Origin of the sequence: Kitasatospora sp. NPDC050463, from assembly GCF_040655255.1 — a bacterium.
Lineage (GTDB): Bacteria > Actinomycetota > Actinomycetes > Streptomycetales > Streptomycetaceae > Kitasatospora.
This window is the reverse complement of record NZ_JBFAJO010000024.1, coordinates 17919-42476: the sequence shown is the minus strand read 5'-3', so window position 1 is coordinate 42476 and position 24558 is coordinate 17919. Positions and strand designations below refer to the sequence as shown.

Annotated in this window: 21 protein-coding genes; 6 read left to right on the top strand and 15 right to left on the bottom strand. The window is 74.1% G+C overall.

The genetic code is table 11. From position 1 onward, the window contains the following. Window positions 1-23: 23 nt before the first annotated feature. The 4 genes from AB0J08_RS17415 to AB0J08_RS17400 all read right to left on the bottom strand — a co-directional run bounded on the left by AB0J08_RS17415 (window position 24) and on the right by AB0J08_RS17400 (window position 2552). On the bottom strand, window positions 24-320 hold the full coding sequence (locus AB0J08_RS17415; RefSeq protein WP_360634040.1) for a monovalent cation/H+ antiporter complex subunit F: 297 nt from the start codon (window positions 318-320) through the stop codon (window positions 24-26). Next, window positions 317-772, bottom strand: coding sequence for a hypothetical protein (locus tag AB0J08_RS17410; protein ID WP_360634037.1), 456 nt, complete (start codon window positions 770-772; stop codon window positions 317-319). Before AB0J08_RS17410 ends, AB0J08_RS17415 begins: the two co-directional genes overlap by 4 nt. A gap of 375 nt (window positions 773-1147) precedes the next feature. Further along, the gene (locus AB0J08_RS17405) at window positions 1148-1471 is read right to left on the bottom strand and encodes a plasmid stabilization protein (RefSeq protein WP_360634034.1); all 324 of its coding nucleotides are present in this window, start codon (window positions 1469-1471) and stop codon (window positions 1148-1150) included. Between the two features lies 1 nt (window position 1472). Further along, a complete protein-coding gene (locus tag AB0J08_RS17400) occupies window positions 1473-2552 on the bottom strand; it encodes an SDR family oxidoreductase (protein ID WP_360634031.1) in 1080 nt (359 codons plus the stop codon). A gap of 222 nt (window positions 2553-2774) precedes the next feature. Between AB0J08_RS17400 and AB0J08_RS17395 the strand changes: the two genes are divergently transcribed. Both AB0J08_RS17395 and AB0J08_RS17390 read left to right on the top strand, forming a co-directional pair. Next, entirely contained in the window at window positions 2775-3713 is a 939-nt protein-coding gene (locus AB0J08_RS17395; protein ID WP_360634028.1) for a Rieske (2Fe-2S) protein, read from the top strand. A gap of 71 nt (window positions 3714-3784) precedes the next feature. Continuing rightward, complete coding sequence (locus AB0J08_RS17390; RefSeq protein ID WP_360634025.1) at window positions 3785-3967, top strand: hypothetical protein; 183 nt, start codon at window positions 3785-3787, stop codon at window positions 3965-3967. Window positions 3968-4035: 68 nt separating this feature from the next. On the opposite strand, the gene AB0J08_RS17385 is transcribed toward AB0J08_RS17390, so the two are convergent. The 6 genes from AB0J08_RS17385 to AB0J08_RS17360 all read right to left on the bottom strand — a co-directional run bounded on the left by AB0J08_RS17385 (window position 4036) and on the right by AB0J08_RS17360 (window position 15275). Next, the gene (locus tag AB0J08_RS17385; RefSeq protein WP_360634022.1) at window positions 4036-5790 is read right to left on the bottom strand and encodes a glycoside hydrolase family 15 protein; all 1755 of its coding nucleotides are present in this window, start codon (window positions 5788-5790) and stop codon (window positions 4036-4038) included. Window positions 5791-5873: 83 nt separating this feature from the next. Further along, window positions 5874-6962 (bottom strand): enolase C-terminal domain-like protein, encoded by a 1089-nt coding sequence (locus tag AB0J08_RS17380; protein WP_360634274.1) that lies wholly within the window; start codon window positions 6960-6962, stop codon window positions 5874-5876. Window positions 6963-6988: 26 nt separating this feature from the next. After that, complete coding sequence (locus AB0J08_RS17375; RefSeq protein WP_360634019.1) at window positions 6989-10057, bottom strand: FAD-linked oxidase C-terminal domain-containing protein; 3069 nt, start codon at window positions 10055-10057, stop codon at window positions 6989-6991. Window positions 10058-10060: 3 nt separating this feature from the next. Next, window positions 10061-11848, bottom strand: a complete 1788-nt coding sequence (locus AB0J08_RS17370; RefSeq protein WP_360634016.1) for a thiamine pyrophosphate-requiring protein — start codon at window positions 11846-11848, stop codon at window positions 10061-10063. 164 nt (window positions 11849-12012) lie between these two features. Further along, window positions 12013-13023 (bottom strand): PHP domain-containing protein, encoded by a 1011-nt coding sequence (locus AB0J08_RS17365; RefSeq protein ID WP_360634013.1) that lies wholly within the window; start codon window positions 13021-13023, stop codon window positions 12013-12015. A gap of 101 nt (window positions 13024-13124) precedes the next feature. Next, on the bottom strand, window positions 13125-15275 hold the full coding sequence (locus AB0J08_RS17360; protein WP_360634010.1) for a phosphatase PAP2 family protein: 2151 nt from the start codon (window positions 15273-15275) through the stop codon (window positions 13125-13127). A gap of 324 nt (window positions 15276-15599) precedes the next feature. On the opposite strand from AB0J08_RS17360, the gene AB0J08_RS17355 reads away from it, so the two are divergent. Beyond that, a complete protein-coding gene (locus tag AB0J08_RS17355) occupies window positions 15600-15767 on the top strand; it encodes a hypothetical protein (RefSeq protein ID WP_360634007.1) in 168 nt (55 codons plus the stop codon). A 131-nt stretch (window positions 15768-15898) separates the two neighbouring features. Beyond that, the gene (locus AB0J08_RS17350; RefSeq protein WP_360634004.1) at window positions 15899-16405 is read left to right on the top strand and encodes a DinB family protein; all 507 of its coding nucleotides are present in this window, start codon (window positions 15899-15901) and stop codon (window positions 16403-16405) included. Between the two features lie 36 nt (window positions 16406-16441). Here the strand turns inward: AB0J08_RS17350 and AB0J08_RS17345 are convergent, their stop codons facing one another. After that, a complete protein-coding gene (locus tag AB0J08_RS17345; protein WP_360634001.1) occupies window positions 16442-16591 on the bottom strand; it encodes a hypothetical protein in 150 nt (49 codons plus the stop codon). Window positions 16592-16745: 154 nt separating this feature from the next. Then, entirely contained in the window at window positions 16746-18035 is a 1290-nt protein-coding gene (locus tag AB0J08_RS17340) for an MFS transporter (RefSeq protein ID WP_360633998.1), read from the bottom strand. Window positions 18036-18327: 292 nt separating this feature from the next. On the opposite strand from AB0J08_RS17340, the gene AB0J08_RS17335 reads away from it, so the two are divergent. Next, the gene (locus AB0J08_RS17335; RefSeq protein ID WP_360633995.1) at window positions 18328-19296 is read left to right on the top strand and encodes a DUF4232 domain-containing protein; all 969 of its coding nucleotides are present in this window, start codon (window positions 18328-18330) and stop codon (window positions 19294-19296) included. Window positions 19297-19480: 184 nt separating this feature from the next. After that, window positions 19481-19948: a hypothetical protein gene (locus AB0J08_RS17330; RefSeq protein WP_360633992.1), complete on the top strand. Its 468-nt coding sequence runs from the start codon at window positions 19481-19483 to the stop codon at window positions 19946-19948. 182 nt (window positions 19949-20130) lie between these two features. On the opposite strand, the gene AB0J08_RS17325 is transcribed toward AB0J08_RS17330, so the two are convergent. Genes AB0J08_RS17325 through asnB form a run of 3 tightly spaced genes read right to left on the bottom strand, consistent with a single transcriptional unit; the run spans window position 20131 to window position 24525 of the window. After that, on the bottom strand, window positions 20131-21897 hold the full coding sequence (locus tag AB0J08_RS17325; protein WP_360633989.1) for an FAD-dependent monooxygenase: 1767 nt from the start codon (window positions 21895-21897) through the stop codon (window positions 20131-20133). Between the two features lie 2 nt (window positions 21898-21899). Beyond that, the gene (gene ubiG, locus AB0J08_RS17320; protein ID WP_360633986.1) at window positions 21900-22673 is read right to left on the bottom strand and encodes a bifunctional 2-polyprenyl-6-hydroxyphenol methylase/3-demethylubiquinol 3-O-methyltransferase UbiG; all 774 of its coding nucleotides are present in this window, start codon (window positions 22671-22673) and stop codon (window positions 21900-21902) included. Window positions 22674-22683: 10 nt separating this feature from the next. After that, complete coding sequence (gene asnB / locus AB0J08_RS17315) at window positions 22684-24525, bottom strand: asparagine synthase (glutamine-hydrolyzing) (RefSeq protein WP_360633983.1); 1842 nt, start codon at window positions 24523-24525, stop codon at window positions 22684-22686. Window positions 24526-24558: the final 33 nt, after the last annotated feature.

Genomic DNA, 24558 nt, shown 5'->3' with positions numbered 1-24558 from the left:
GCCGTGGCCGGGCGGACCACCGGTCACCTCCGGGTGCCGGAAGGGTCGGACGCCGGCCGCGGGTCGTGCGGCCGGCCGGCCACGAAGCGGGTGAAGACCAGCGTGCCGGCGGGCGCGAGGACGGCCAGCATCAGCGCGAGGTCCTGGTAGGAGGACCGGTCGTAGGCCTCCGGCAGCAGCAGGAACACCGCCCCGACGACGGTCGACAGCAGCGAGGCCCCGGCGAGGCGGCGCACCGCGGTCCCACGCGCCACCACCCACAGGCAGACGGGCACCGCCGCGGTCAGCAGCACCAGGGCGGCCGCGGCCCACGCGTTCACCGGCTTCCGTCCCGCCGGGTGACGGCCGCTTCCACCGGCCCCGCCTCCGGGCGCAGGGCGTGCACCACCACCTCGTCGTTCCCCGGCACGTCGATCACACAGGTGTCCGGGGCGGCAGCCAGCAGGACGCCGGCCCAGCCCGCGTCCGTCCCCGGCCTCAGGCGGACGTGCCGTACCGCCGCGTCGTCGGGGCGGTGCGCCATGGCGGCCACCAGGACGGCCAGGCCGCGCAGGACGGCCCACGGCACCGCCGCCACCGCCCGCGCCGCGCGGCGGGGGTCGCCCCGGAAACCGGAGCCGGCGGCCAGGCGCATCCTGCGGGCCGCGAACGCCCCGCCCAGCGCGGCGGCGCCGGCCACCGCCAGCTCGACCGGCGACACCGAGCTGATGGACACCAGCGTCAGCCCGAGCAGCACGGCGCACCACACCGCGATCTCGAAACCAGCGTGCACCGCACCTCCTGCTGCTCAGGTCATTGTTCGACGATCCGTGGTCGGCCGCCGCACGATGCGCCGTGGCGTCACCGACCGTCACCCGCACGGGGCCCGCGCTGCCGGGCGTCCCTGTTCAGTCGGGCGGCTCCGGCGGATGCGGTCCCGGTTCCGGTGCGACGGGTTCGCCCGGACGGGGTGGGGCGGGCGGTTCGGGCGGCGGGGTGGGCGAACCGGGAGGCGCGGGCGGGTCCGGTGGCGTCGGGGGCCGGGTCGGCTCCGGCGGACGCGGCGGCTCGGCCGGCTTCGGCGGTACGGGGGGCGGCGGGGGCCCGGGCGGCGGTGGGGGAGCGACGTCGGGGTCGTGCGGTACGGGAACGGTGCCCATGAGTGTTCCTATCGGCCGAGGGCGTTCTCGAGCTGCTTCTTGTTCATCTTCGAGCGGCCGTGGATGTTGCGCTGCCTGGCCTCGTTGTACAGCTGCTCCTTCGTGGGGCCCTTCGAGCCGCTGTGGGAGCGCAGGCCGCCGCGCCGGGAGGAGGAGATGTCCTGGACGGAGCTGCGACTGGCGGTCTTCGACTCGCCGTGCCGGGCCCGTTCCTTGTTCACCGTGCGGGCGGCGATCTCCTTGGCGCGCTGCTCGCTCTCGCCGCGCTCCTGCGCGCTCTCCTTGATGTGCTCGTACTGGCGTTCCCGCTTGGGAGACGATCCGCGAGGCATGTCACTCACTCCTACTCGTCGGGTGGCTGCGGGCCCGGGCGCCCCGCAACAGGGAGACGAACCCGGCCCGGGCCCGGGGCAAACCCGCGCCCACCCGTCCGGCCGCGGACCGCGCACCGCCGGCGAGGGCGCCGAGACGCTGGGCGGCTCGCTGCTGGACGCTGCGGGCGCGGGCCCGGTCGTCGAACCGGCCGTGGGCTCCGAAGTCCTGCCACGAGTCCACCGGCTGGAACAGGTTGTCGGGGTCGTCGGCGCGCCGGTGCTCATCGGTCTGCTGGGAGGCGAAGCCGGTGCGGGCCAGGTAGCGGTCCAGCAGGCCCGGCACGAGTGCGTTCGCGACCAGGGTGGCCACCGTGCTGGCTCCGACCCAGTACTCGCGCCGCGCCGGGTGGTCGGCCGCGTACAGCACGGCGCGGGCGGCGACCTCGGGCTGGTAGATCGGCGGCACCGGCTGCGCGCGCCGGGGCAGCCGGGAGCGGACCCAGTCGAACTGCGGAGTGTTCACGGCCGGCATCTGCACCATGGTGCTGTGCACCCGGGTGCCGGAGGCGAGCAGTTCGCAGCGCAGCGCCTCGTGCCAGCCCTGGATGGCGTGCTTGGCGCCGCTGTAGGCGCTCTGCAGGGGTATGCCGCGGTAGGCGATGGCCGAGCCGACCTGCACGACCACACCCGAGTCGCGGGGCAGCATGCGGCGCAGCGCGGCGCCGGTGGCGTACACGTAGCCGAGGTAGCTGACCTCGGTGACGTGCCGGAACTCCTCGGGGGTGATCTCGGTGAAGGGGGCGAAGACGGTGGCGAACGCGTCGTTGACCCACACGTCGATCGGTCCGAGCTCCTCCTCGACCCGCTGCGCGGCCTCCTCCACGGCCCGCGGGTCGGCGACGTCCGTCTCGATGGCGATCACCTCGGCGGCGCCGGCCCGCTCGGCCTCGCGCACCGCCCCGTCCAGGCCGGCCCTGCCGCGGGCGATCAGGGCGAGCCGGTCCCCGCGGGCGGCGAACGCCACGACGCAGGCGCGCCCGATGCCGGCGCTGGCCCCGGTGACCACCACGGTCCGGACGGCGGGTTCGTGAAGTGTCATGCGGTGCGGGTGCCCGCGATCGGCGGCCGGAAACGGCCGTGGCGGCCGTGCGACGGGGCGCCGCCGGGCCGGGGCGTCGAGAGCCGGTGAACCCGTCCGGACGCGAGCGAGGAGGCGGTCGACGCCGGCTGCGGCGCCGCCCGGTGCCGTGGCCGCCCGCCGGTACGCCGTTCGGCTCAGCCGGGCCCGCGCGGCCGCGGGAGTGCGGGCAGCGTGGTCTCCATGGGAACTCTCATTGCCCGCCTCACCGCCGCTGCTCGGTCGGACGGCGACGGCGGTATCGGTGGTATCGGTGATATCGGTGTCCGGGCGCTGAAGGTGCTCGACGCCGTGGGTGGGGCCGAGGAGCTCGACGTGGTCGTCGAGCCGTTGAAGCGTGTCGTCCAGGGCCTTCCGTTGGGGCGGTTGCGCGGGGTGTTGCACGGCCGGCCGCTGGGGCACCCGCTGCATCCGGCGCTCGTGCAGGTACCGGTGGGTGCGTGGCTGTCGGCGGGTGTTCTCGACCTCGTGCCGGGCTCGGAGCGTGCCGCGCGCCGACTGGTCGCGGTCGGTGTCGTCGCGGCCGCGCCGGCGGCGTGGGCGGGTTGGGTCGACTGGGCCGAGCAGCCCGAGCGGCAGCTGCGGACGGGTCTGCTGCACGCCGCGTCGGTCGCGACCGCGATCGGGCTGTACGGCGCGTCCTGGGTGGCCCGTTCGCGCGGCCGTGACGGGCTGGGGCGGGTTCTCGGCTTCGCCGGGCTGGCCGCGGCCGGCTGCGGCGCGTCGATCGGTGGCCACCTCGCGTACCGGCAGGCGGCCGGCGCGAACAAGGCGGAGCCCGTCCCGCACCTGATCGAGCCCGGCTGGCACGTCCTCGGGCGCGTGGCCGACTTCACCGTCGGTGAGGCGGCGCGTCGGATGGTCGGCGAGGTGCCGGTGCTGGTGGTCCGGGAGTCCTCGGAGGTGTTCCACGTCCTGGCCGATCGCTGCAGCCACTCCTCCGGTCCCCTCTCGCAGGGGGAGGTCGCCGACGGTTGTGTGACGTGTCCCTGGCACGGGAGCGTCTTCCGCCTCTCGGACGGCTGGAACGTGGGCGGCCCGGCGACCGCCCCGCAGCCGCGCTTCGCCACCCGCACGGACGGTGACGGAAACCTCCAGGTGCGGCTGCCCGACGCCGGCTGAGCGCGCCCGGCCCGCCCGTCCGCCCGGCGCACCGCCGCAGTCCTCCGCGGCCGACCCAGGAAGGCAGACCCTTGAGCGAGTTCGACCGTGCGCGAGCCCACCGGAAGTCCGAGGACCTGTCGCACCTCAAGGACGAGGTCGACGAGAAGAACACCGAGCACATCGAACGCGCCCGGCAGGACGAGGACGAGAGCCCCCGCCCCGAACCCGAGCAGGACGCCGCCGAGCGGCCGGAGAGCTCCGAGCCGGACTGACCCGGCCGGTACCCGACCGCCGGACCGCGTCGGCGGGCCACCGGAAGCCGACCGGTCCGGGGGCCCGCTCAGGGACCGGGGGCGAGCCGGGCCGCGGTTTCGAGCATCAGCGCGTGGACGAAGGCCTGGGGCAGGTTGCCGCGAAGTTGGCGCTGGGCGACGTCGAACTCCTCCGCGTACAGGCCGGGCGGCCCGCAGGCGGCGCGGTTGCGTTCGAACCAGCGCAGCGCCTGCCCGTCGTCGTGCTGCTGGTGCTCGGCCAGGGCCATCACGAATCCGCACAGCAGGAACGCTCCCTCGGCGTCCTGGAGCGGCCGCCGGTCGTGGCGGAACCGGTAGACGTAGTGGTCCTGCACGAGGTCGGCGCGCACCGCGCGCAGGGTGGCGGTGCTGCGGGGGTCGTCGGCGGGCAGGGCGCCGCGGACGGCGGGCAGCAGGAGGGACGCGTCCACGCCGGCCCGGGTCGGGGAGCGCTGCCACCGCCCGGTGGGGTGCAGGCAGTCGGCGGAGGTGCCTGCCACGATCGCGTCCGCCAGCGCCTCCCAGCGGGCGGCGCGCCCGCCGTCGGCCCGGGGCGCCGCGGCGGCGATCGCGCGCAGACCGGCCGCGCAGATCAGGCGGCTGTGCGCCCACCGGTCGTCGTGCAGTTCCCAGATCCCGGCGTCCGGCTCGCCGTGCCGGGCGGCGATCGCGTCGGCGGCGGTGAGCGCGGCGCGCCGGCCGTCGGAGTCGAGCCGGTCGTGGCGGGCGGCGGCGGCGAGCAGCAGCAGGCTCTCGCCGAACACGTCGAGCTGGAACTGGCGGTTGACGTGGTTGCCGACGACGTCGAAACCGCCGGGGTAGCCGGGCAGGTCGAGGGGGCGCTGGTCGGGCACCGCGGCACCGGTGGCGGTGTAGGCGGGGGCGAGCGCGGGGCCGTGTTCGAGCAGGCGGGCGGTGACGTACCGCACGGAGTCGTCCAGCAGCGGGTACGGCCCGGCGGCGGCGACGGCCTGGCCGATGTAGGCCTGGTCGCGGATCCACACGTACCGGTAGTCGTAGTTGCGGCCCTGCTCGGCGCGTTCGGGCAGGCTGGTGGTGGCGGCGGCGACCGTCCCGCCGCCGGGACCGGTCAGCCCGGTCAGGACGGTGTAGGCGTGCCGGGCATCGCGGCGGCCCAGGGTGTGCGCGAGGTCGGGCACGCGGGCGGCCCAGGCCGCTTCGGTCGCCCGCCACAGTCCTTCGGCCGGCTCGGGTGCGGGCAGGGGCCGGTCGGAGATCTCCAGGACCAGGTCGTGGTGCTCGCCGTCCTTCAGGCGCAGGGCGGCGGACAGCGCCGAACCGCCTCGGTGGGCGTCCGGTGCGCCGCTCCAGCGCAGGTGCAGTCCGCCGGCCCGCGCCGTCCACCTGCCCTGCTCGTCCCGTTGGACCTCGCGCAGTCGGTGCGCGCCGAAGCCGGGCGCCGGCTGCAGGTGGACGTCGACGCGGGTGTCGCCGTCGACGGCCAGGACCCGGCGCACGACCACCGCGCGGTGCGGGTCGCCGGGGTGGGCGAGGGCTTCGCGGCACTCGACGATGCCGCTGGTGGTGATCCAGCGGCTGCGCCAGATGAGGCTGCCGCTCTCGTAGTAGCCGCCCCAGACGAACGGTTCGGCGGGAGTGACGCTGTACCAGCCGGGCCCGCCGATCAGGGCGGCGAAGACGGCGTCGCTGTCCCAGGCGGGTGCGCACAGCCACACGATGTCGCCACGCGGTCCGACCAGGGCGCCGCGCTCGCCGTCCGCGAGCAGGGCGTAGTCGCGCAGGGCATGGGGAGCGGGCGGGCCGTCGGCGGATCCGGTCAAGGTCTTGCCTCCCTCGGTGCGGGGCTGCGTCTGAGTGCGCGGGGTGGCGCCGACCGGCGCCGTCGGGGGCGGGCCGGTCGTTCTCAGGCGTGGACACGGAAGCGCTGCGCCACCTCGGACCGGACGGTCAGGCCGAGGCCGGGCTCCCCGCTCCGGCCCGGGCTCACCGATCCGCCGTCCGGGTCGAGGGCCCCGTCGAAGAGGAGGTCCTCGATGCGGACGTGGTCGTGGAACCACTCCAGGTGGCGCAGGTTGGCGGTGGCCGCGGCCGGGTGGGCGTGGACGTGCGGGGCGCAGTGCCCGGACAGTTGGAGGCCGTGCGCCTGGGCGAGGGCGGCGGCGCGCAGCCAGACCGTGATGCCGCCGCAGCGGGTGGCGTCCGCCTGCAAGCAGTCCACGGACGGGGCCATCCGGGCGAAGTAGGGCAGGTCGTAGCCGTATTCGCCGGCCGCGACGTCCGCGGTGACGGCGTCGCGGACGTGGGCCAGGCCGGTGAGGTCGTCGGAGGAGACGGGTTCCTCGAACCAGCCGACCCCCGGGCCGGCCAGTGCCCGTCCGACGCGGACGGCCTGTTTGCGGGTGTAGGCCCCGTTCGCGTCGACGTACAGCTCGGCGTCGTCACCGACCACCTGCCGGGCCTGCTCCACGCGGTCCAGGTCGCGCCGTTCGCGGGTGCCCCGGCTCTCCCCGATCTTGATCTTGAAGCGGTCGATCCCCTGGTCGGCCCAGCCCGCGAGCTGCTCGGCGAGTCGCCGGTCGGTGTAGGTGGTGAAGCCGCCGCTGCCGTAGACCGGGACGTCGTGGTGGGCGGCGCCGAGCAGGTCGATGAGGGGGAGGTCGAGGAGGCGGGCCTTGAGGTCCCACAGGGCGATGTCGATCGCGGAGACGGCGCCGGCGATCAGCCCGGGCCGGCCGGCGTTGCGCATCGCGCGGCTCATCGCCTCGTTGGCCGCGGGGACGTCGAACGCGGGGCGGCCGACGACGATGTCGTGGAGTTGCCCGGCGATCACCCGGGCGGTGGCGGGGGCGCCGTAGGTCCAGCCGAGGCCGGTGACGGCCTGGCTGCGGGCCTGGACGAGGACCATGGTGGTGGAGTCCCAGGCGAGGGTGCCGTCGGCCTCCGGGGCGTCGGTGGGGAAGTCGAGGACCTGCACCTGGAGGGCCTCGACCATCGGGGCGGCGGCGGTCCGCACGGCGGTCACCCCCTCCTGGCCAGGCGGCGCCGGGTGGCGAGGACGGCGACCGCCGCCAGGCCGGTCAGCGTGCCCGCGACGCCTGCGGTCAGCAGACCGGCCGCCAGGGGACGGGGCCGTGGTCGCGGGGTCGCCTTCTCCGGGTGGTCGGCGGGTGGTGGTCCGTCCAGTGCCAGGGCGAGGGCTTCGGCCAGGTGCAGGGCCCGGCGGCCGGTGGCGGCCTGGTCGATCTGGGTGCGGCAGCTGAAGCCGTCGGCCAGGACGAAGGCGCTGGGGGCGGTGTCGCGGACGGCCGGCAGGACGCCCTGCTCGGCGATGGCCCGCGACAGGTCGTAGTGCCCTTGCTCGAAGCCGAAGTTGCCAGCCAGGCCGCAGCAGCCCTCGTCGAGCACGTTCGCGTCCAGGCCGGCGCGGCGCATCAGTTCACGGTCCGGATCGGTGCCGAGGACGGCGTGCTGGTGGCAGTGGACCTGTACGGTGGCCGCCCGGCCGGCCCGGGGCGGTTGCCAGCCGTCGGGCGCGTGGTTGGCGAGGTGTTCGGCGAAGGTGCGCGTCTGCGCGGCCAGACGCGCGATGTCCTGGTCCCCGGCGAGCAGGTCGGGGGCATCGCTGCGGAAGACCGCGGTGCACGAGGGTTCGAGCCCGATGATCGGGGTGCCGGCCTCCAGCCACGGTCGCAGCACGCGCGTGGTGCGCCCGAGGACGCGGCGGGCGGTCGCGAGCTGGCCGGTGGAGATCCACGTCAGACCGCAGCAGACCGGACCGGCCGGCACCGCGACCTGGAAGCCGGCGTCCTCCAGGACGTGGACCGCGGCGTCCGCGACGTGCGGGTGGAAGTGGTTGGTGAAGGTGTCCGGCCACAGCAGCACGGTGCGCGGATCGCGCGGATCGGGCTGAGGCCCGCCGGTCCGGTGCCAGGTCTCCTGGAACGACTCGGCGGCGAACAGCGGTGCGTCGCGGCGGGGGTCGATGCCGGCCAGTGCCTTCCCGATCCGGCCCAGGGCCGGCGCGTGCAGGGCGGCGTTGGCCAGGCCCGGCGCCGCCAGCGTCCGGGTCAGGTGTGTCCACAGGGGGAGCCAGCCCATGGCGTAGTGGGCGGGAGGGCGCAGCCGGCCCTGGTAGTGGTGGGCGAGGAACTCGGCCTTGTAGGTGGCCATGTCGACCCCGACCGGGCAGTCGGACTTGCAGCCCTTGCAGGCCAGGCACAGGTCGAGGGCGTCGCGGACCTCGGTGGAGCGCCAGCCGCCGGTGACGGGGGAGTCCTCGTGGCCGCCGAGCATCTCGAACAGCAGCCGGGCCCGGCCGCGGGTGGAGTGCTCCTCCTCGCCGGTGGCCCGGTAGGACGGGCACATCACCCCGCCCTGGTGGGTGCGGCAGTTGCCGATGCCCACGCAGCGCAGCACCGCCCGGCCGAAGTCGTTGCCGTCGTCCGGGTACCCGAAGTGCGTCTGCTTCGGCTCGGGCCGCCACGCGGCGCCCAGGCGCAGGTTCTCGTCCACGCGGCGGGGGTGGACCACCTTGCCGGGGTTCATCCGGTCGCCCGGGTCGAACAGCGCCTTGACCTCGCCCATCGCGTCGACCAGGGGCTGCCCGAACATCCGCGGCAGCAGTTCGCCGCGGGCCTGCCCGTCACCGTGTTCGCCCGACAGTGAACCGCCGTAGGAGGCGACGAGGTCGGCCGCGTCGAACAGGAACGCCCTGAACTCCTCGACGCCCTTGCCCGCGCGCAGCTCGAACGGGATCCGGGTGTGGACGCAGCCCTGCCCGAAGTGCCCGTACAGGGAGGCCTGTTGGTAGCCGTACCGGTCGAAGAGTCGCTCCAGGTCGCGCAGGTAGTCGCCGAGCTTCTCCGGGGCGACCGCGGAGTCCTCCCAGCCCTCCCACGTCTCGGAGCCGTCCGGCGGCCGGGCCGTCACGCCGAGTCCCGCCTCCCGGGCCCTGAGCATCTCCTGCTCGCGCGCCGGGTCGTCGGAGAGCGCCACCCGCGGGTCGTCCTCGGCGCGGCCCAGCGACCGCAGCAGCTCGTACGCCTGCGCGTCGGCCTCCTGCCTGGTGGCGCCGGTGAACTGGACCAGCAGCCAGCTGTCGCCCTCGGGCAGACTCTCCAGCGAGTCCAGGTAGGCCCGCTCCTCGCGCATCAGCTGCGCCATCCGCCCGTCGATGGCCTCCAGTTGGGTGGGGCGGCCGTGTTCGAGCAGCTCGGGGACGGCGTCGGCGGCCCGGTAGATGTCGTCGAAGCCCAGGACCAGCAGGGCCTCCGCGGCCGGCACCTCGACCAGCTCCAGCTCGGCCCGCAGGACGGTCACCAGCGTTCCCTCGCTGCCCACCAGGGCGCGGGCCACGTCGAAGCCGCGCTCCGGCAGCAGGGAGTCCAGGTTGTAGCCCGAGACCCGGCGCGGGATCTTCGGGTAGCCGCGCCGGATCTCGGCCAGGTGGGCGCCGGTGATGTCCCGTAGCCCCCGGTAGAGCCTCGCCCTCGGCCCGCCGGCGGCCACGATCCGGGCGTACTCGTCCTCGCCGGTCGGGCCCGCCCAGAACCGGGTGCCCTCGTAGGTGAGGACTTCGAGACGGCGGACGTTGTCGGCGGTCTTGCCATAGGCCTGGGCGGATGCTCCGCAGCTGTTGTTGCCGATCATGCCGCCCAGCGCGCAGTGGCTGTGGGTGGACGGCTTCGGGCCGAACTTCAGGCCGTGCGAGGCGAGTCGGCGGTTGAGCTCGTCCAGGACGATGCCCGGCTCGACCACACAGGTCCGTGCCTCGGGATCCACCGAGAGCAGCTGGTCGCAGTACTTGGTCCAGTCGATGACCACCGCCTCGTTGGTGCCCTGCCCCCCGAGGCTGGTACCGCCTCCGCGCGAGAGTACCGGGGCGGCGAACCGGGAGCAGACGCCGACCGCGACGGCGCCGGCCTCCACGGTGCGGGGCAGGACCACGCCGATGGGGACCTGACGGTAGTTGGAGGCGTCGGTGGCGTAGGCGCCGCGGCTGCCCGCGTCGAAGCGGACCTCGCCGTCCACCTCGGCGCGCAGGGCCCGTTCGAGTGCGGCGAGGTCGAGTTCAGGGCGGCCGGACATCGGTCAGCTCCGTCCGTTGCCGGGCAGGAACTCCTGGATCTTCGCCTTCACGCCCTGCCGGACGACCGACGTCCGGTCGCTGTCGCCGTGCAGGACGGCGGAGGCGGCGGCCTTGATCTGGTCCCAGGGAGCGTGCGGCGGGATCGGCGGCACGGCCGGATCGGTGCGGAAGTCGATGACGAACGGCCGGTCCGCGGCCAGTGCCTGACGCCACGCCGGCTCCACGTCCTCGGGGCGCTCCACCCGCACTCCGTCGAGGCCGAAGGTCCGGGCGATGTCGGCGTAGCGCACGTCGGGCAGGCTCTGGGACGCTTCGAACTGCGGCGCGCCCTGCATCGCGCGCATCTCCCAGGTGACCTGATTCAGGTCGTGGTTGTTCAGGACGGCGACGACCATCCGCGGGTCGGCCCACTCCCGGTAGTACTTCGCGGCGGTGATCAGCTCGGCGAGGCCGTTCATCTGCATGGCGCCGTCGCCCACGATCGCGATCGCCGGCCGGTCGGGGTGCGCGAACTTCGCGCCGATCACGTACGGCACACCCGGCCCCATGGTCGCCAGCGTCCCCGACAGCGAGCCGCGCATGTCGCCGCGCATCCGCAGGTGCCGTGCGTACCAGTTCGCCGCGGAGCCGGAGTCCGCGGCCAGGATCGCGTTGTCGGGCAGCAGCGCGTCGAGGGTGTGGACGACGTGTTCGGGGTTGACCGGGTCCGCGGACACCTCGGCGCGGCGCCGCATGACCTCCCACCAGCGTGCCGCGTTCTCCTCCACCGTCTTGCGCCACGCGCCGTCCGCCTTGCGTTCCAGCAGCGGAATCAACCGGCGCAGCGCCTGGCCGGCGTCGCCGACGAGATTGACCTCGAACGGGTAGCGCAGCCCGACCATGGCCGGGTCGATGTCGATCTGCACCGCCCGTGCCTGGCCGAACTCGGGCAGGAACTGGGTGTAGGGGAAGCTCGAACCCACCACCAGGAGCGTGTCGCAGTCCCGCATCATCTCGTAGGACGGGCGGGTGCCGAGCAGGCCGATCGAGCCGGTCACGTACGTCAGGGTGTCGGGCAGCGCGTCCTTGCCGAGCAGCGCTTTCGCCACACCGGCACCGAGCAGGTCGGCGACCTGCTCGACCTCGGGCCGGGCCGAGCGGGCGCCCTGCCCGATCAGCATCGCGACCTTCTCGCCGGCGTTGAGGACCTCCGCCGCCCGCGCGAGCTCCTCCTGCACCGGCACCGGGGCGTAGCGGGGCACGCCGAGGCTGGAGGGGACCTGCTTGAACGCGTGCGCCGGGGGCTCGTAGTCGAGTTCCTGCACATCGGCCGGGATGATCACCGCGGTGACCGTGCGCCGGGTCGCGGCGACCCGCAGGGCGCGGTCCAACACGTTCGGCAGCTGGGCCGGGACGGTGACCATCTCGCAGAACTCCGAGGCCACGTCCTTGTAGAGGGTCAGTAGGTCGACTTCCTGCTGGTAGGAGCCGCCCATCGCGGAGCGGTCGGTCTGCCCGACGACGGCGACCACCGGGACGTGGTCGAGCTTGGCGTCGTACAGGCCGTTCAGCAGGTGGATCGCGCCCGGACCGGAGGTGGCCGCGCACACTCCGGTCCGGCCGGAGAACTTCGCGTACCCGACGGCCTCGAAGGCGGCCATCTCCTCGTGCCTCGCCTGGACGAACCTCGGCCGGTCGTCGGCGCGGCCCCAGGCCGCGAGCAGCCCGTTGATGCCGTCACCGGGGTAGGCGAAGACGTACTCGACCTCCCAGTCACGGAGCCGCTCGAGTACGTAGTCGGAAACCTTCATGACCCAACTCCTCCCTGTGCGGTTCGGGCACTTCGGGTATCTCGGGCACTTCTGGTACTTCGGGCCCCTTGGGCACTTCGGGCGCGCCTCGGGCACAGATACGGCTAACCGCTGGTGCCGCGATGAAACCGGCCCCGGCGTCACCGGCGGGGTAACCGGCGGCGTCACCGGCGTCCGGCCGGGGTGCGGTCGGTCCAGTCGAGCAGCCGGTCCAGGGGCCACGTGGTGACCAGCCGGTCCGACGACAGCCCGGCTCGCGCCGCCCGGGCACAACCGGAGGACTGCCAGTGCAGTTGCTCGGGAGCATGGGCGTCGGTGTCCACGGCGAACAGGCAGCCCGCCTCCACCGCCAGGTGCAGCAGTTCGTCGGGCGGGTCGCGCCGCTCGGGACGGCAGTTGATCTCCACGGCCGTCCCGTGCTCGGCGCAGGCGGCGAAGACGGCGCCGGCGTCGAAGCGGGACTGCGGTCTGCCACGACCGGTGACGATGCGGCCCGTGCAGTGCCCGAGGACGTCGACCCGCGGACTGCTCACCGCCGCGAGCATCCGGGCGGTCATCGGCCCGGGTTCCGAGCGCAGTTTCGAGTGGACCGAGGCCACCACGACGTCGAGCCGGTCGAGCAGCTCCTCCTCCTGGTCGAGCGAGCCGTCGTCGAGGATGTCGCACTCGATTCCGGACAGCAGGCGGAAGGGCCCCGGTCGTGCGTTGTAAGCCGCCACCGCCTCCAGTTGGAGCCGGAGGCGGTCGGGGCTGAGGCCGTGGGCGATCGTCAGGCGCGGGGAGTGGTCGGTCAGCACGGTCCACCGGTGTCCGACCGCGCGGGCGCTGTCCGCCATCTCCTCGATCGGGCTGCCACCGTCGGACCAGTCCGAGTGGACGTGGCAATCGCCCTGGGTGGCGGCCAGCAGTCTCCAGCCTTCCCCGGCGGCCGGACCGGCCTCCGCCTCCAGACGTGCGAGGTACGCGGGCACCTCGCCGGCCGAGGCCTGGGCGATCACCTCCGCGGTGACCGGGCCGACGCCGCGCAGCCGGCGGGCCCGCTCCGCGTCCACCGGGCCGGACGGCAGGGCGCGAGCCGCGTCGGCCGCCGTGTGGAAGGCGCGGACCCGGTACGGTGACGCGTCCTTCCACTCCAGCAGGAAGGCGACGCGGCGCAGTGCCTCGACCGGTTCCATTCCTCCAGTGTTCGCCAGGTCCCACCGGTCCGCGCGGCTGCGTCGGTCCGCGGCGTTCGTCTGGTTTCCGGGCGATCGGGCGGCGGCGGCCCGGGCGGTGGTCACCGCCCTCCGGGTCCACGGTCAGGACCGGGCGCGCCGGAGGAGTCGGGACGGCGGGACGGGCCGGGGCGCGCGACCCTCGGCCGTGGGCCGGGCCGGCGGGGAGCCGGTCCGGCCCGGGCGTGGCCCGGGCGGCGCCCGGAGTCCACCAGGCGGCGACCGGTCAGGACGTACTGGACCAGGCACCCGGCGGCGACCAGGAGCGCCCCCGCCACCCCGTCGAGGAGCCAGTGGTTGGCGGTACCCATCACCACCAGCAGGGTGGCCGCCGGGTAGAGCACCGCCGCGAGGCGGACCCACGGGATCCGGGTGGCGGTGACGACGACGGTGGTGCACCAGAGGGACCAGCCGATGTGCAGGGAGGGCATCGCGGCGTACTGGTTGGTCAACGCCGTGACCACGCCGCCCGGCTCGACGTCCGGACCGGCGGCGCCGGGAGCGTCCCGCAGCCCGAGCCCGGGGGTGAGCCGGGGCGGGGCGAGTGGAAGTCCCCAGTAGCCGACCAGGGCCAGCCCGGTGGTGACGAACAGCACGGTACGGCCGGTGCGGTAGTGCACGGGCCGGGTCACGTAGAGCCAGCCCAGGACGGCCAGCGGTATCGCGAAGTGCAGGACGTGGTAGTAGTCGAGCATCAGGTCCATCAGCCACGCGTGGCCCCGGACCCAGCGGTTGACGGCGCCTTCCGCGTCCACGTGCAGCAGCTGTTCCAGGTGCAGCAGCTGCTCCGCGTTCTCGACGGCGGTCGCGTTGCGATTCGGGGGTGCGTTGCGGATGAAGGAGTAGATGCCGTAGCAGACCTGGATCAGCAGCAGTTCGAGCAGCAGGTCGGGTCGGCTGACCGGTCGCAGCCGCGGCGGCAGGAGCGGCAGGAAGGGACGTCCGAACGGCCGGCGGCCGGCCGGCCCGGGCGCCCGCCGCACCTGCCAGAGCGGGTCGTCGCGCAGGCGGAACGGCAGCACGGCGGCCGCCCCGGCGGCGAACAGCGTGCCGGCGCCCCGGAGCAGGGCGCTGGTCACCGGGTCGGGACGGGGCGCCAGCAGTCCGGCCGGCAGCAGTACCGCCGTCGCCGTGGCGACCGGCCACAGCGGCCGCTCCTCCGGGCGCGGCCTCAGCCGTCCCAGAGCTGCCAGCAGCAGCCAGCCGAGGTCGGACGGAAGAGCGACCGCCGACAGCAGGACGCTCGCACAGCCGACCACGGCCAGGGACAGCAGCACCTGTCCGTCGCCGTGGTAGCGCGCACAACGGCGGACCGCGAGCCCGCCGACGGCGAGTGCCACGGCCGCCCAGACACACGACAGCGGCACCCCGTGGAGGCCGAGCCGCACCAGCAGACCGAGCGCGGACCTGTTCTCCGGGTCCGTGACCGGCTCCGCGAGGTGGTGCCAGGCCGCGACCGTCGCGGAGGGGCGGAGCACGAGGGCCGCGCCACCGAGCGTCAGGGCGGTCGTGAGGGCGACGAGTGCCGGGCGCCGTCCGCGCCACCGCCAGGCGGGCACCAGGAACAGCAGCAACGCCGGCTGGACGGCGATCGCGGCCCCGAGCGCCGGCCCCCCGGGCCGCCGACGGCCGGTGGCCAGGAACTCGGTCAGGACGAGCGCCAGGCAGGACAGGGCCAGTACGGCGTCGACGGCGTAGCCTCGCAGATCGGCGCTGATCAGGACGGCGCTCGGTCCCAGCGGGGCGATCCAGTACGACAGCGATGCCGCGTCGGGTCGTTCGCCGGCGGGCGGTGCGGTCGGGCGGCCGTTCCCGGGCGGGCCGGGGGCCGGGCCGCCGGGGCGGCGCGGCCGAGGCGCGGTGCGTCGGGCGGCCGCATCGGGACGCGGCACCGCGGCCGGCAGGTTGCGGGCCACCAGCGCGCCGGCGGCGGCGACCGCGGCGAGCGCCGCAAGCAGCAGCACGATGCGCGGCACGGTCTCTCCCGGGCCGAGCGCACGGAGGACCGCGCCCGCGACGGGGTTCTCCCTACCGGTGGCGAGCGCTTCGACGCGCCGTCGCTGAGCCGGACGCCCGAGGGCGTGCCAGGTGACGGCCGCCGCCGTGCCCAGAGCCAGCAGCCTGCAACAGAGCGGCCCGTACCGACGGACGGCGGTGCGGGACTTCGCGACGGCTGAGCGGCCGGCGGACTTCCGGGTCGCCGGGACCTCCATCAACGCCCACCTCCCGGCTCCGTACGCCGCTACCGGGTCGGGTGCCCCGGGCGGGTGCGTTGTAACGCGCCGGGTGGCGAGGATCCGCCCGGCGCTTCACCCGGGCGGGTCGCCGGGCGCGTTACCCGCCGACGTTCCGGGTAGGCGCTGCGGCGCACCCGGACGAGGACCGGAAGCCGGGCCCGACGTCGGGCCTGCCGCCGCGCCCCTGCGGCGGACGCCTCCGCGGCCCGGTCCGGGGGCCGGCCGCACCCGGAGCCCCTGGGGGCCGCCGATGCCACGAACGACCAGTCCGAACCACGACCGGGAAACGAGGGCGACGCCATGAGCACTCCCGACGAGCAGGACACCGCGCGGCGCGACGAGGATCAGGTGCGGGAGCGGTCCGCGGAGCAGCGGAACATCACGTCACCGACCCCGAAGGACGTCCGGGCCAAGGCCGAGGACGACGATGAACCCGAACCGCCGGCGGCCGATACCCAGGCGCCCTGACACCCGGTCCCGACCCGGACCCGACCCGGACCCGAGCTGGTCTCGGCCAGGTCGGGACCGGGTGCGGCCACGCGACGGCCCGGCGATTAATGGCTCGACATCGGTCACGGTGATCGGGGACGCTTCGCGTGATGACCAGAATCGACGACACACCGCCCGCGTGGGACGAGCGCACCCAGCTCACCACGTTCCTCGACTACACACGTGACACCGCCCGCGCCAAGTGCGAGGGCGTCTCCGCGGAGAACGCCCGCAAGGCGCTCCTGCCGGGCTCACCGCTGATGACCATGAGCGGAGTGATCAACCACCTCCGCTGGGTCGAGTACTACTGGTTCCAGGTGGTCTTCCTCGGCGAGGAGGACCACGGCCCCTGGACCGAGGAGGACCCCGACCGCGAGATGCGGATCGCCGTCGACTTCCCGCTCACGCAGTTGCTCGACGAGTACGCCGAACAGAGCGCCCGCTACCGCGAGCTGGTCGCCGGGAACGGCCTGGACGACCGGGCCCGGCGAGCCGTCCGCGACGGCCTCCACGTCGACCTGCGCTGGATCCTCCTCCACCTCACCGAGGAGACGGCCCGCCACAACGGCCACCTGGACATCCTGCGCGAGCTGCTCGACGGCACGACCGGCGACTAGGACCAGGGCCGGGTGCGGTCGTGATGGTTCGGCCGTTCACAGGAGGCCCAGGTGGTGGGGGACGCTGACGACGGAGACGTAGTGCCCCAGGTCGTGGATGAACCGGGACTCGTCGTCGCCGAAGGCCAGCGCGCGGGTGACGGAGCGCAGGCCGTCCGCGCCGATGACCAGGTCGTAGTCCCGCACGAGTCCGCCGGCGAAGGTGACCGTGACGTGGTCGGCCGTCTCGTCGAGGGCGGTGACGGAGTCGTCGAAGAGGTACTCGACCTCTCCCGTCGCGGCTCGCCGGTGTCGGTCTGCGGAGCCTCCCTCGGCGGGCGAACCCCGCCCGGTCTCGGCCCTATGCGGTGTCGGGAAGCAGGGCGTCGTCGGGCCGACCGGGTGTCGCGCCGGCCGCTTCGTGGCCGGGGCGGCGGGTGCGTTCCGCCCATGCGGCCACCGGCGGGCCTGCCGCGCCCAGCGCCGCGAAGAACACGCCGAGCAGCAGCCAGCCCGTGTGGCCGAGTCCGAGGACCGCCGTCGTGAGGACCACCGGCGCCAGGGCCTGCCCGGCGTCGAAGCCGATGCCGAAGAAGCCCTGGTACTGCCCCTGGGCGTGGTCGGGGGCGAGGCCGAAGCCGAGCGCGAAGCCGGCCGAGGACTCCCACACCTCTCCGAGGCTGTGCACGCAGACGGCGAGGACGGCGAGCCCCGGCGCGACCCAGGCCGGGACGTCCGCGGTCAGGGCCATCAAGGGGCAGCTGACCAGGAAGAGCAGCCCGGCGACCCGGAACGCCCGGCCGCCCTGGCGCGGTGTCTCCACCCGGGAGCCGATCCTGCTCTGGAGCAGCACGCACACCCCGCTGTTGACCGCGTAGACCGCGGCCACCGTCCAGCGGGGCGCGTCGGTGTGGGCGGAGAGCCAGATCGGCAGGAGCAGGGAGACGGTCTGGTACTGCAGGCCCATGGCGCCGTAGAGCGCGGTGAAGGACACGAACAGCCGGTCGGAAAGCACGGCCCAGCGGTGGTGCTCCTCGGGGCGGGGCAGGGGCTGGTAGTCGGGGACGCCGATCAGGGCGATCAGGGCGGCGCAGGCGAAGCTGGCGGCGTTGGCGAGGATGAGCACGGTGTAGGCCATGCGGGTGTCGACCGAGATGGCGAAGGCGGCGCCGAGGGTGCCCAGGACCACGCCGAGGTTGACGAAGGTGCGGAGTCTCGCCCTGAACGCGGCCGGGCGTTCACCGCCGGTCCGGGCGATGAGCGCACCGCCTGCGGCGCCGCCCGCCGTCGCCGCCAGTCGGTCCAGGGTGGCGATGAGCGTGAACGTGACCCAGTCGTGGATGAGGACGAAGGCGGCCATCGTCGCGGCCTGCATCACGAGGGCCGTCAGCCAGACCTTCCGCGGCCCGTACCGGTCGGCCAGGTTCCCGGCCGGGATGCCGGCCAGCAGCCCGACCAGCCCGGCGATCGTGAGGCCCAGGCCGACCTGTGCGGCAGGCAGGTGCACCACCAGCGTGAAGTAGAGCACCGAAGCGGTGTTGAACAGTCCGTTGCCCACCCGGCTGACGAAGCTCGCGACGATGAGGGCACGCTGAGGACCGCTTGGCGCCGCCGAGTTGGATATCCGCGGTCCGGCGCTCTTCCCGATCATGCGGAACAGGCTAACAGCGCCCTCGCGGGCACCCTCCGCAAGGCCCGGGCCGTCTCCGGCTGACCCCAGGGCCTGCGCGGGGAAGACCCTTCGCGACGTGCGCGATAGGGAGCCTTTGCCAATTCTTCGCTCGACTTCCGGCCAGACACGACCGCACCGGCTGATGAGCTGTTGAGGAGTCAAGGAGCCGATCTGTCGTGCCATCGTGGGAGCCGGGCGGCGTTGCAGGGCTGTTGCACGGGAAGTGGTGTGGCTCACAGCCGTCCGGGGCGGTTCGTGATCGCATCGCCTGATGGACGAGTTCGAGAAGACCGGGCCGCTGTCGAAGGCCCGGCGGCCGGCCGCCGCCGTGGCGCTGGTGGCGGTCGCCGTGACCCTGCTCGCGGGCTGCGGGTCCCGTCCGGCCGGTACGGCGAGCGCGGGCGGCGCTTCGTCGGCGTCCGGCACCGCCGGCCCGTGCGGCGTACCGCAGCCGTCGCCGTCCGCAGGGGCGCAGGTGCCGACCGGGTCGGCCCGGGGCGGGGTGCGGATCACCGCCGCCAATGCGGTCTGCGCCGAGTACGAGGTGACCAACCCGGGCAGTGAGCCGGCCGACGTCACCGTGACGTTCAGTCGGCTCGACGCGTCCGGGGGCGCGCTGGACAGCGTGACGCGCACCGTGACCGCGCTCGCTCCGGGCGCCGTCGAGACGGGGCGGGTCGACCTGGGCGCGATCGGGCCGGTGCGGCCCGGTGCGCGCCAGCAGGTCAAGATCCTCAAGGTCCGAAGCGTGCCCAGCGCCGAGGCCCCGCGGCCCGGTGGCCCGTGTCCGGCGTCCGGACTGCGGCTCTCCGCGGACGACGGTAACGCCGCGATGGGCCTGCGCGTGGTCGGCCTGAGCCTGCGCAACTGCGGGACGTCCGCGGTGACCGTCAACGGCTACCCGGCACTGGAACTGCTCGACCTGGAACACCGACCGATCGACGGGGTGAGCATCCTGCCCGGTGGCGCCGCGATCGCCACCGGCACCGGCGCGGACGACCCGCCGCGCAAGATCGTGCTGCGGCCGGGGGAGGGCGCCCGGGCCGCCCTGGTCTGGCGCAACACCACCGAGGCCGGCGAATCGGTCAACGCCCCCTACGTGCGGGTCCGCGCCACCCCGGACGCGGCTCCCGTGATGGTCACCCCGGAACTCGACCTGGGTACCACCGGACGCCTCGGTGTCGGCGCCTGGACGAGGGACGAGCAGCCGCCCGCGACCGGGCCGTCGGCCGCGCGATGACGGCGCCGGGCGCGGCCGTCACGCCGTCCGGGGGCCGGCGGTCGATGAGGCGGTCGATGAACTCGATGGGTCGCCGCTCCCGTTGGTACCGGTGAGGGCCCGTCGGGCGGGTGCCCGGGACGGGTAACGGCCCGGGTGACCCGGGCCGCCGGCGAGGCCTGGTCCCGACCAGTCAGGAGCACACATGAGCAAGACCAGGATCAAGGCCGCCGTCGCGGCCGCCGCAGCCGTCGCCGGCATCGGGCTGGGCGCGGCGCCGGCGTCGGCGGGTGACATCGACGTCACCCCTCACTGCAGCAACAAGCAGTTCGGCGGCACCTTCCTGTGCGGCGGCGCCTACGGTGAGGGCGGGACCTACGTCACCCTCCGGGACGGCACCAGCGAGATCTTCGTGATCGGGACCGACCACGCCGTGTGGACGCGCTGGACGATCGGCAGCTCCGGCAAGCAGAGCGCCTGGACGTCCATGGGCGGCTACTTCACGAGCAAGGTCCAGATCACCCACCAGAGTTCCACCGGCGCCTTCAGCATCACCGCGCGTGGCAGCGACTACAACCACATGTGGTCCCGGGACCGTAGCCAGGGCGGGAACTGGAACGCCTGGTACGTCGACGGGCCGCCGATCGCCGGCGGGGGCGTCGTCATCTCCTGATCCTGCTGATCCTGCGGGGGACTCCCGGAGAGCCGGTCCACGACCGCTCCGGGGCTCCCCTCATGCGTCGGCTGCTCATGCGTCGGCTGCGACTGGATCCGGCGCATCCGGTGGCGTCGCCGGTTCCGGGTCGGGTCCGGCCAGGGGCGGCCCCTGCTCGGAGCGGGGCCGCCCGGAGGTGGTCAGGCCGTCGGGTCGGCGGGCGACTGGAGGAGGGCCGCCAGCACCTTGGGCAGTTCGTCGGCGGAGGCGGCCGTCCGGGCGCGCCACGCCACGTGCCCGTCCGGGCGGACCAGGACGCCACCGTCCGCGTCGACCTCGCGCTGCCGCTCCCAGGTCCCGTACGGGTCGCGCAGGCCCTCGGCGGCGCCGATCGTGCGGACGGTCACCGGCACCCCGGTGAGCCGGGCCGCCTCCCGGGCCGCGTCGTGCCAGCGGTCGCCGCCGCGCCCGGTGAGCAGGACGAAGCGGCCCTGGCCGACCACGTCCAGGGTGGAGCGGCGCCGCCCGCCGTCGTCCAGCCAGGCGTGCGGCAGGCGTGCGCCAGGCCAGGTGGTGGGCCGGTAGTACAGCTCCGCGTCCCGGTCGTCGACCGGCTCGGCGGTGCCGTCGTCCACCCGGGCGCCGCTGCGGTAGCGGTAGCCGATCTCGACGCCGTGCGCGTTGACCTGGTAGTTGATCCGGTCGGTGGCGGCGGCCAGCGCGGTGCGCCGGGCGGCCGCCTCCTCGGTGTCGTCGGCGAGGCCGCGCAGCAGCGCCCACTGCTCCGCCGCGCTCTGCCCGGCGGTGAAGCCCAGCGCCGCCGGGATGCCCAGGAAGTCGAGCATGCTGCGCACCGCGCGGTCGACGATCTGCCCGCCGACCGGCAGCCGCTCGGCCTGGTAGGTGTCCAGCAGGGCGGGGGAGGCCGTGCCGTCCAGGACGAGCTTCAGCTTCCAGGCGAGGTTGAAGGAGTCCGCGACCGCCGAGTTCAGCCCGAGGCCGTTGGTCGGCGGCATCTGGTGCACCGCGTCGCCGACGCAGAACACCCGGCCGCTCCCGTAGCGGGGCGCGACGACCGCGTTGACCTCCCACGGCGAGACCTTCTTGATCCGGACGTCGACGGACGGGTCGCCGATGCTCTCCCGGATGTGCGCGAGGATCTCCTCGTGGTCGTCCGGGTCGAACTCCCCGCCGTGGTCGAGGAAGCGCAGGTAGACCCACTCGGTCCAGGGACGGATGCTGACGAACACCCGGCCGTCCTCCGGCGGGTTGCCGGGCACGGCGCCCATGTAGAGGATGGCCGGGCGGTCGGCGCAGTAGGCCGTGAGGTCCGCCTCGAACCAGACCGAGGCCACCTTGGCCAGCCCGGTGGCGCCCTCCACGGTGAGCCCGGCCTGCTCCATCACCCGGCTCCTGGCGCCGTCGGCGCCGATCACGTAGTCGGCCCGGACGGTGTACTCCAGGCCGGACTGCCGGTCGGCGACCACCGCGGTGACCCCGTCCTCGTCCTGCTCCATGCGCAGGAACTCCTGGCCGAAGCGGAGTTCGCCGACGCCGGCCTGCCGGACCTGCTCGACCAGCAGCGGCTCCAGCCGGTGCTGCGCGAGGTTGCACATCGTGCTCGGGCTGGCCGCGAGGTAGTCGCCGATCCGGTCCGGTCCGTTGCCGTACGCGTCCAGCCGGCTCACCTCGGGGCCGGCGAAGGTCGACATGAAGACGTGGTTGGCCAGCAGCGGGCTCGGCGTGGCCTCGGCCAGCACCTCGCGCTCGACGCCGAGGTCGCGCAGGATCTCGCCGGTGCGCTGGTTCAGCAGGTGGGCGCGCGGGGTGTGCGCGGTGCCCGGGTACTTGCCGACCAGCAGGTGCGGCACGCCGTACCGGGAGAGCGCCAGCGAGGCGGTCAGGCCGGCCGGGCCGGCGCCGACGATCAGGACCGGCACCCGGACGTCGGGGGTGGGGGTCGCCATGGTCAGTTCCCTGCCTTCCGTGCGTAACCGGCGTAGATCACCGACGTGTCCTTGTGAACGCCGAGCTGGAACTGCCGCCCCAGCTCGCCGTAGCTGATCTCGCCCCTGGCGCGCCGGCGCATCGCCTTCAACAGCTCCAACTGCGGGCGCTTGGAGGCGAATCCGACCAGGTCCTGGTTGGTCAGGCCGTGTTTGCGGAAGACGGCGTGCAGCTCGGCCGGCTTGATGAAGCCGGCCCAGTCGTGCAGGTCCTTGGGTGCGAAGCTGACGGACTTCCAGTCCTGCGCCATCTTGATCATCGCGAGCTTGGACCGGAAGGTCCGGTTGATCGTGTCGTACAGGTAGTGGCCGCCGGGCTTGAGCACCCGGACCGCCTCGGCGACCGAGGAGTCCACCGAGGTGACGTGCTCCAGCGTGTCGCAGCAGTAGACGATGTCGAACGAGGCGTCCGGGAACGGGAGTTCCTCGGCGAAGCCCTGGTGGTACTCGATCTCCAGGCCGGACTGGCGGGCGTGCTCGCCGGCGGCCTTCAGCGACGGGCCGGACGGGTCCATCCCGGTGACCCGGCAGCCGGCCTTGGCGAAGTGCTCGGCGAGCAGACCGCCGCCGCACCCCACGTCGAGCACCTTGAGGCCCTTGGGGTCCAGCCGCAGCCGGGTGGTCAGCACGTCGTGGAAGTACTCGAACCGGGCCGGGGTGAACGCCTCCAGCGTGGCGAACGGCTGGTCGTCGTCCCACCAGGAGTGGGTGTTGTAGACGTCGTTGTCGACGGGCATGGCGGGCTCCTCAGGAGGTCTTGACGGTCGGGCGGTAGAGGTCGAGCCAGACGGCCAGGTCGAGGACGCGCTCGAACGCCTCCCGCTCGTCCCGGTCGACGGCCTCGGGCTGTGCGCCGACGGCCGCGGCGAGCGCGGCACGGTCGAAGAGCGTCACCGCCTCGTGGTCCCCGGACAGCAGATCACCGACCTGGCGCTGCAACTGTCCGACGTAGGCGAGCTGCTGGGTGTGCGGGTAGAGCGCCTTGCGCCGCTCCACCACCGAGCTCGGCAGGATGTCCCGCACCGCGGCGCGCAGCAGGCTCTTCTCCCGGCCGTCGAAGGTCTTCATCGCCCAGGGCGTGTTGTACACGTACTCGACCAGGCGGTGGTCGCAGAACGGCACCCGGACCTCCAGGCCGACCGCCATGCTCATCCGGTCCTTGCGGTCCAGCAGCAGGCCCAGCAGGCTGGTCAGGTGCACGTGGCAGAACTCGCGCATCCGCCGCTCGTGCGCGTCCTCGCCCGGCACGACCGGGACCGCGGCCACCGACTCGGTCCAGCGCTGCGCCCAGTAGCCGGGGACGTCGAGCGTCTTCAGCAGCAGCTCGGGGTCGATCAGCTTGGTGGGGTGCTTGCGCGGGCCGAGGCCGGAGGCGGTCACCCACGGGAACATCGGGACCTCCTGCACGGCCGGCAGGTGGAACCACGGGTAGCCGCCGAAGATCTCGTCGGACGACTCGCCGGAGAGCGCGACCGTCGAGTGCTCGCGGATCGCCTTGAACAGCAGGTACAGCGAGTTGTCCGCCTCGCCGAACCCGAACGGAAGGTCCCGGGCGGTCACCGTCGCCCGGCGCACCTCCGGGTCGGCCAGGGCCTGGTGGTCGAGCCGGATGTCGTGGTGCAGCGTGCCGACGTGCTCGACCACCTCGCGGGCGAACGGGGCGTCCTGCGAGCCGCGCAGGTCGTCCGGCCGGAACGCGTCCGGCTGCTCGAAGTCGACGGTGAAGGTGCGCACCTGCTCGCCCTCGGCGGCCAGCCGGCGGCCGGCCAGGGCGGTCAGGGCGCTGGAGTCGAGCCCGCCGGAGAGCAGCACGCACTGCGGCACGTCGGCCACCAGCTGCCGGGCCACGCTGTCCTCCAGCAGCTCGCGGACGTGCCGGACGGTGGTCTCGGTGTCGTCGCGGTGCTCGGTCGCCTCCAGGCGCCAGTACACGTGCTCGCGCAGCCCGGAGCGGTCGAAGGTCACCATGGTGCCCGGCTTCACCTCGTGCATGCCCGCCCAGACCGCGCGGCCGGGGGCCTTGACGAAGCCGAACATCTCGCGCAGGCCGTCGGCGTCCACCACCGGGTCCACCGACGGGTGGGCGAGCAGGGTCTTCGCCTCCGACCCGAAGAGCACGCCGTCCGCGGTGGGGTGGTAGTAGAGCGGCTTGATGCCCAGGCGGTCGCGCAGCAGAACCAGCTTCTCCACGCGGCCGTCCCAGATGCCCAGCGCGTACATGCCGTTGAGCCGGTCGGCGACTCCCTGCCCCCATTCCAGGTAGCCGCGCAGCACCACCTCGGTGTCACTGGCGGTGCGGAACTCGTGCCCCCGGCGGCCGAGTTCGTCCCGCAGCTCGGTGAAGTTGTACGCCTCGCCGCTGTACGTCATCACGACCGGACCGTCCGGCGTCTCGACCACCATCGGCTGCACGCCGCCCGCCAGGTCGATGACGGCGAGCCGGCGGTGGCCCAGTGCGGCATGGCGGGACAGCCAGGTGCCGCCGGCGTCCGGACCGCGGCAGATCATGGTGTCGGTCATCGCGCTCAGGGCGGGGAGTTCACGTTCGAGGTCGAGCTGGAAGGAGATCCAGCCGGCGATCCCGCACATTCGGGTCTTCTTTCGTTCGGGGTTCGGGGTTCG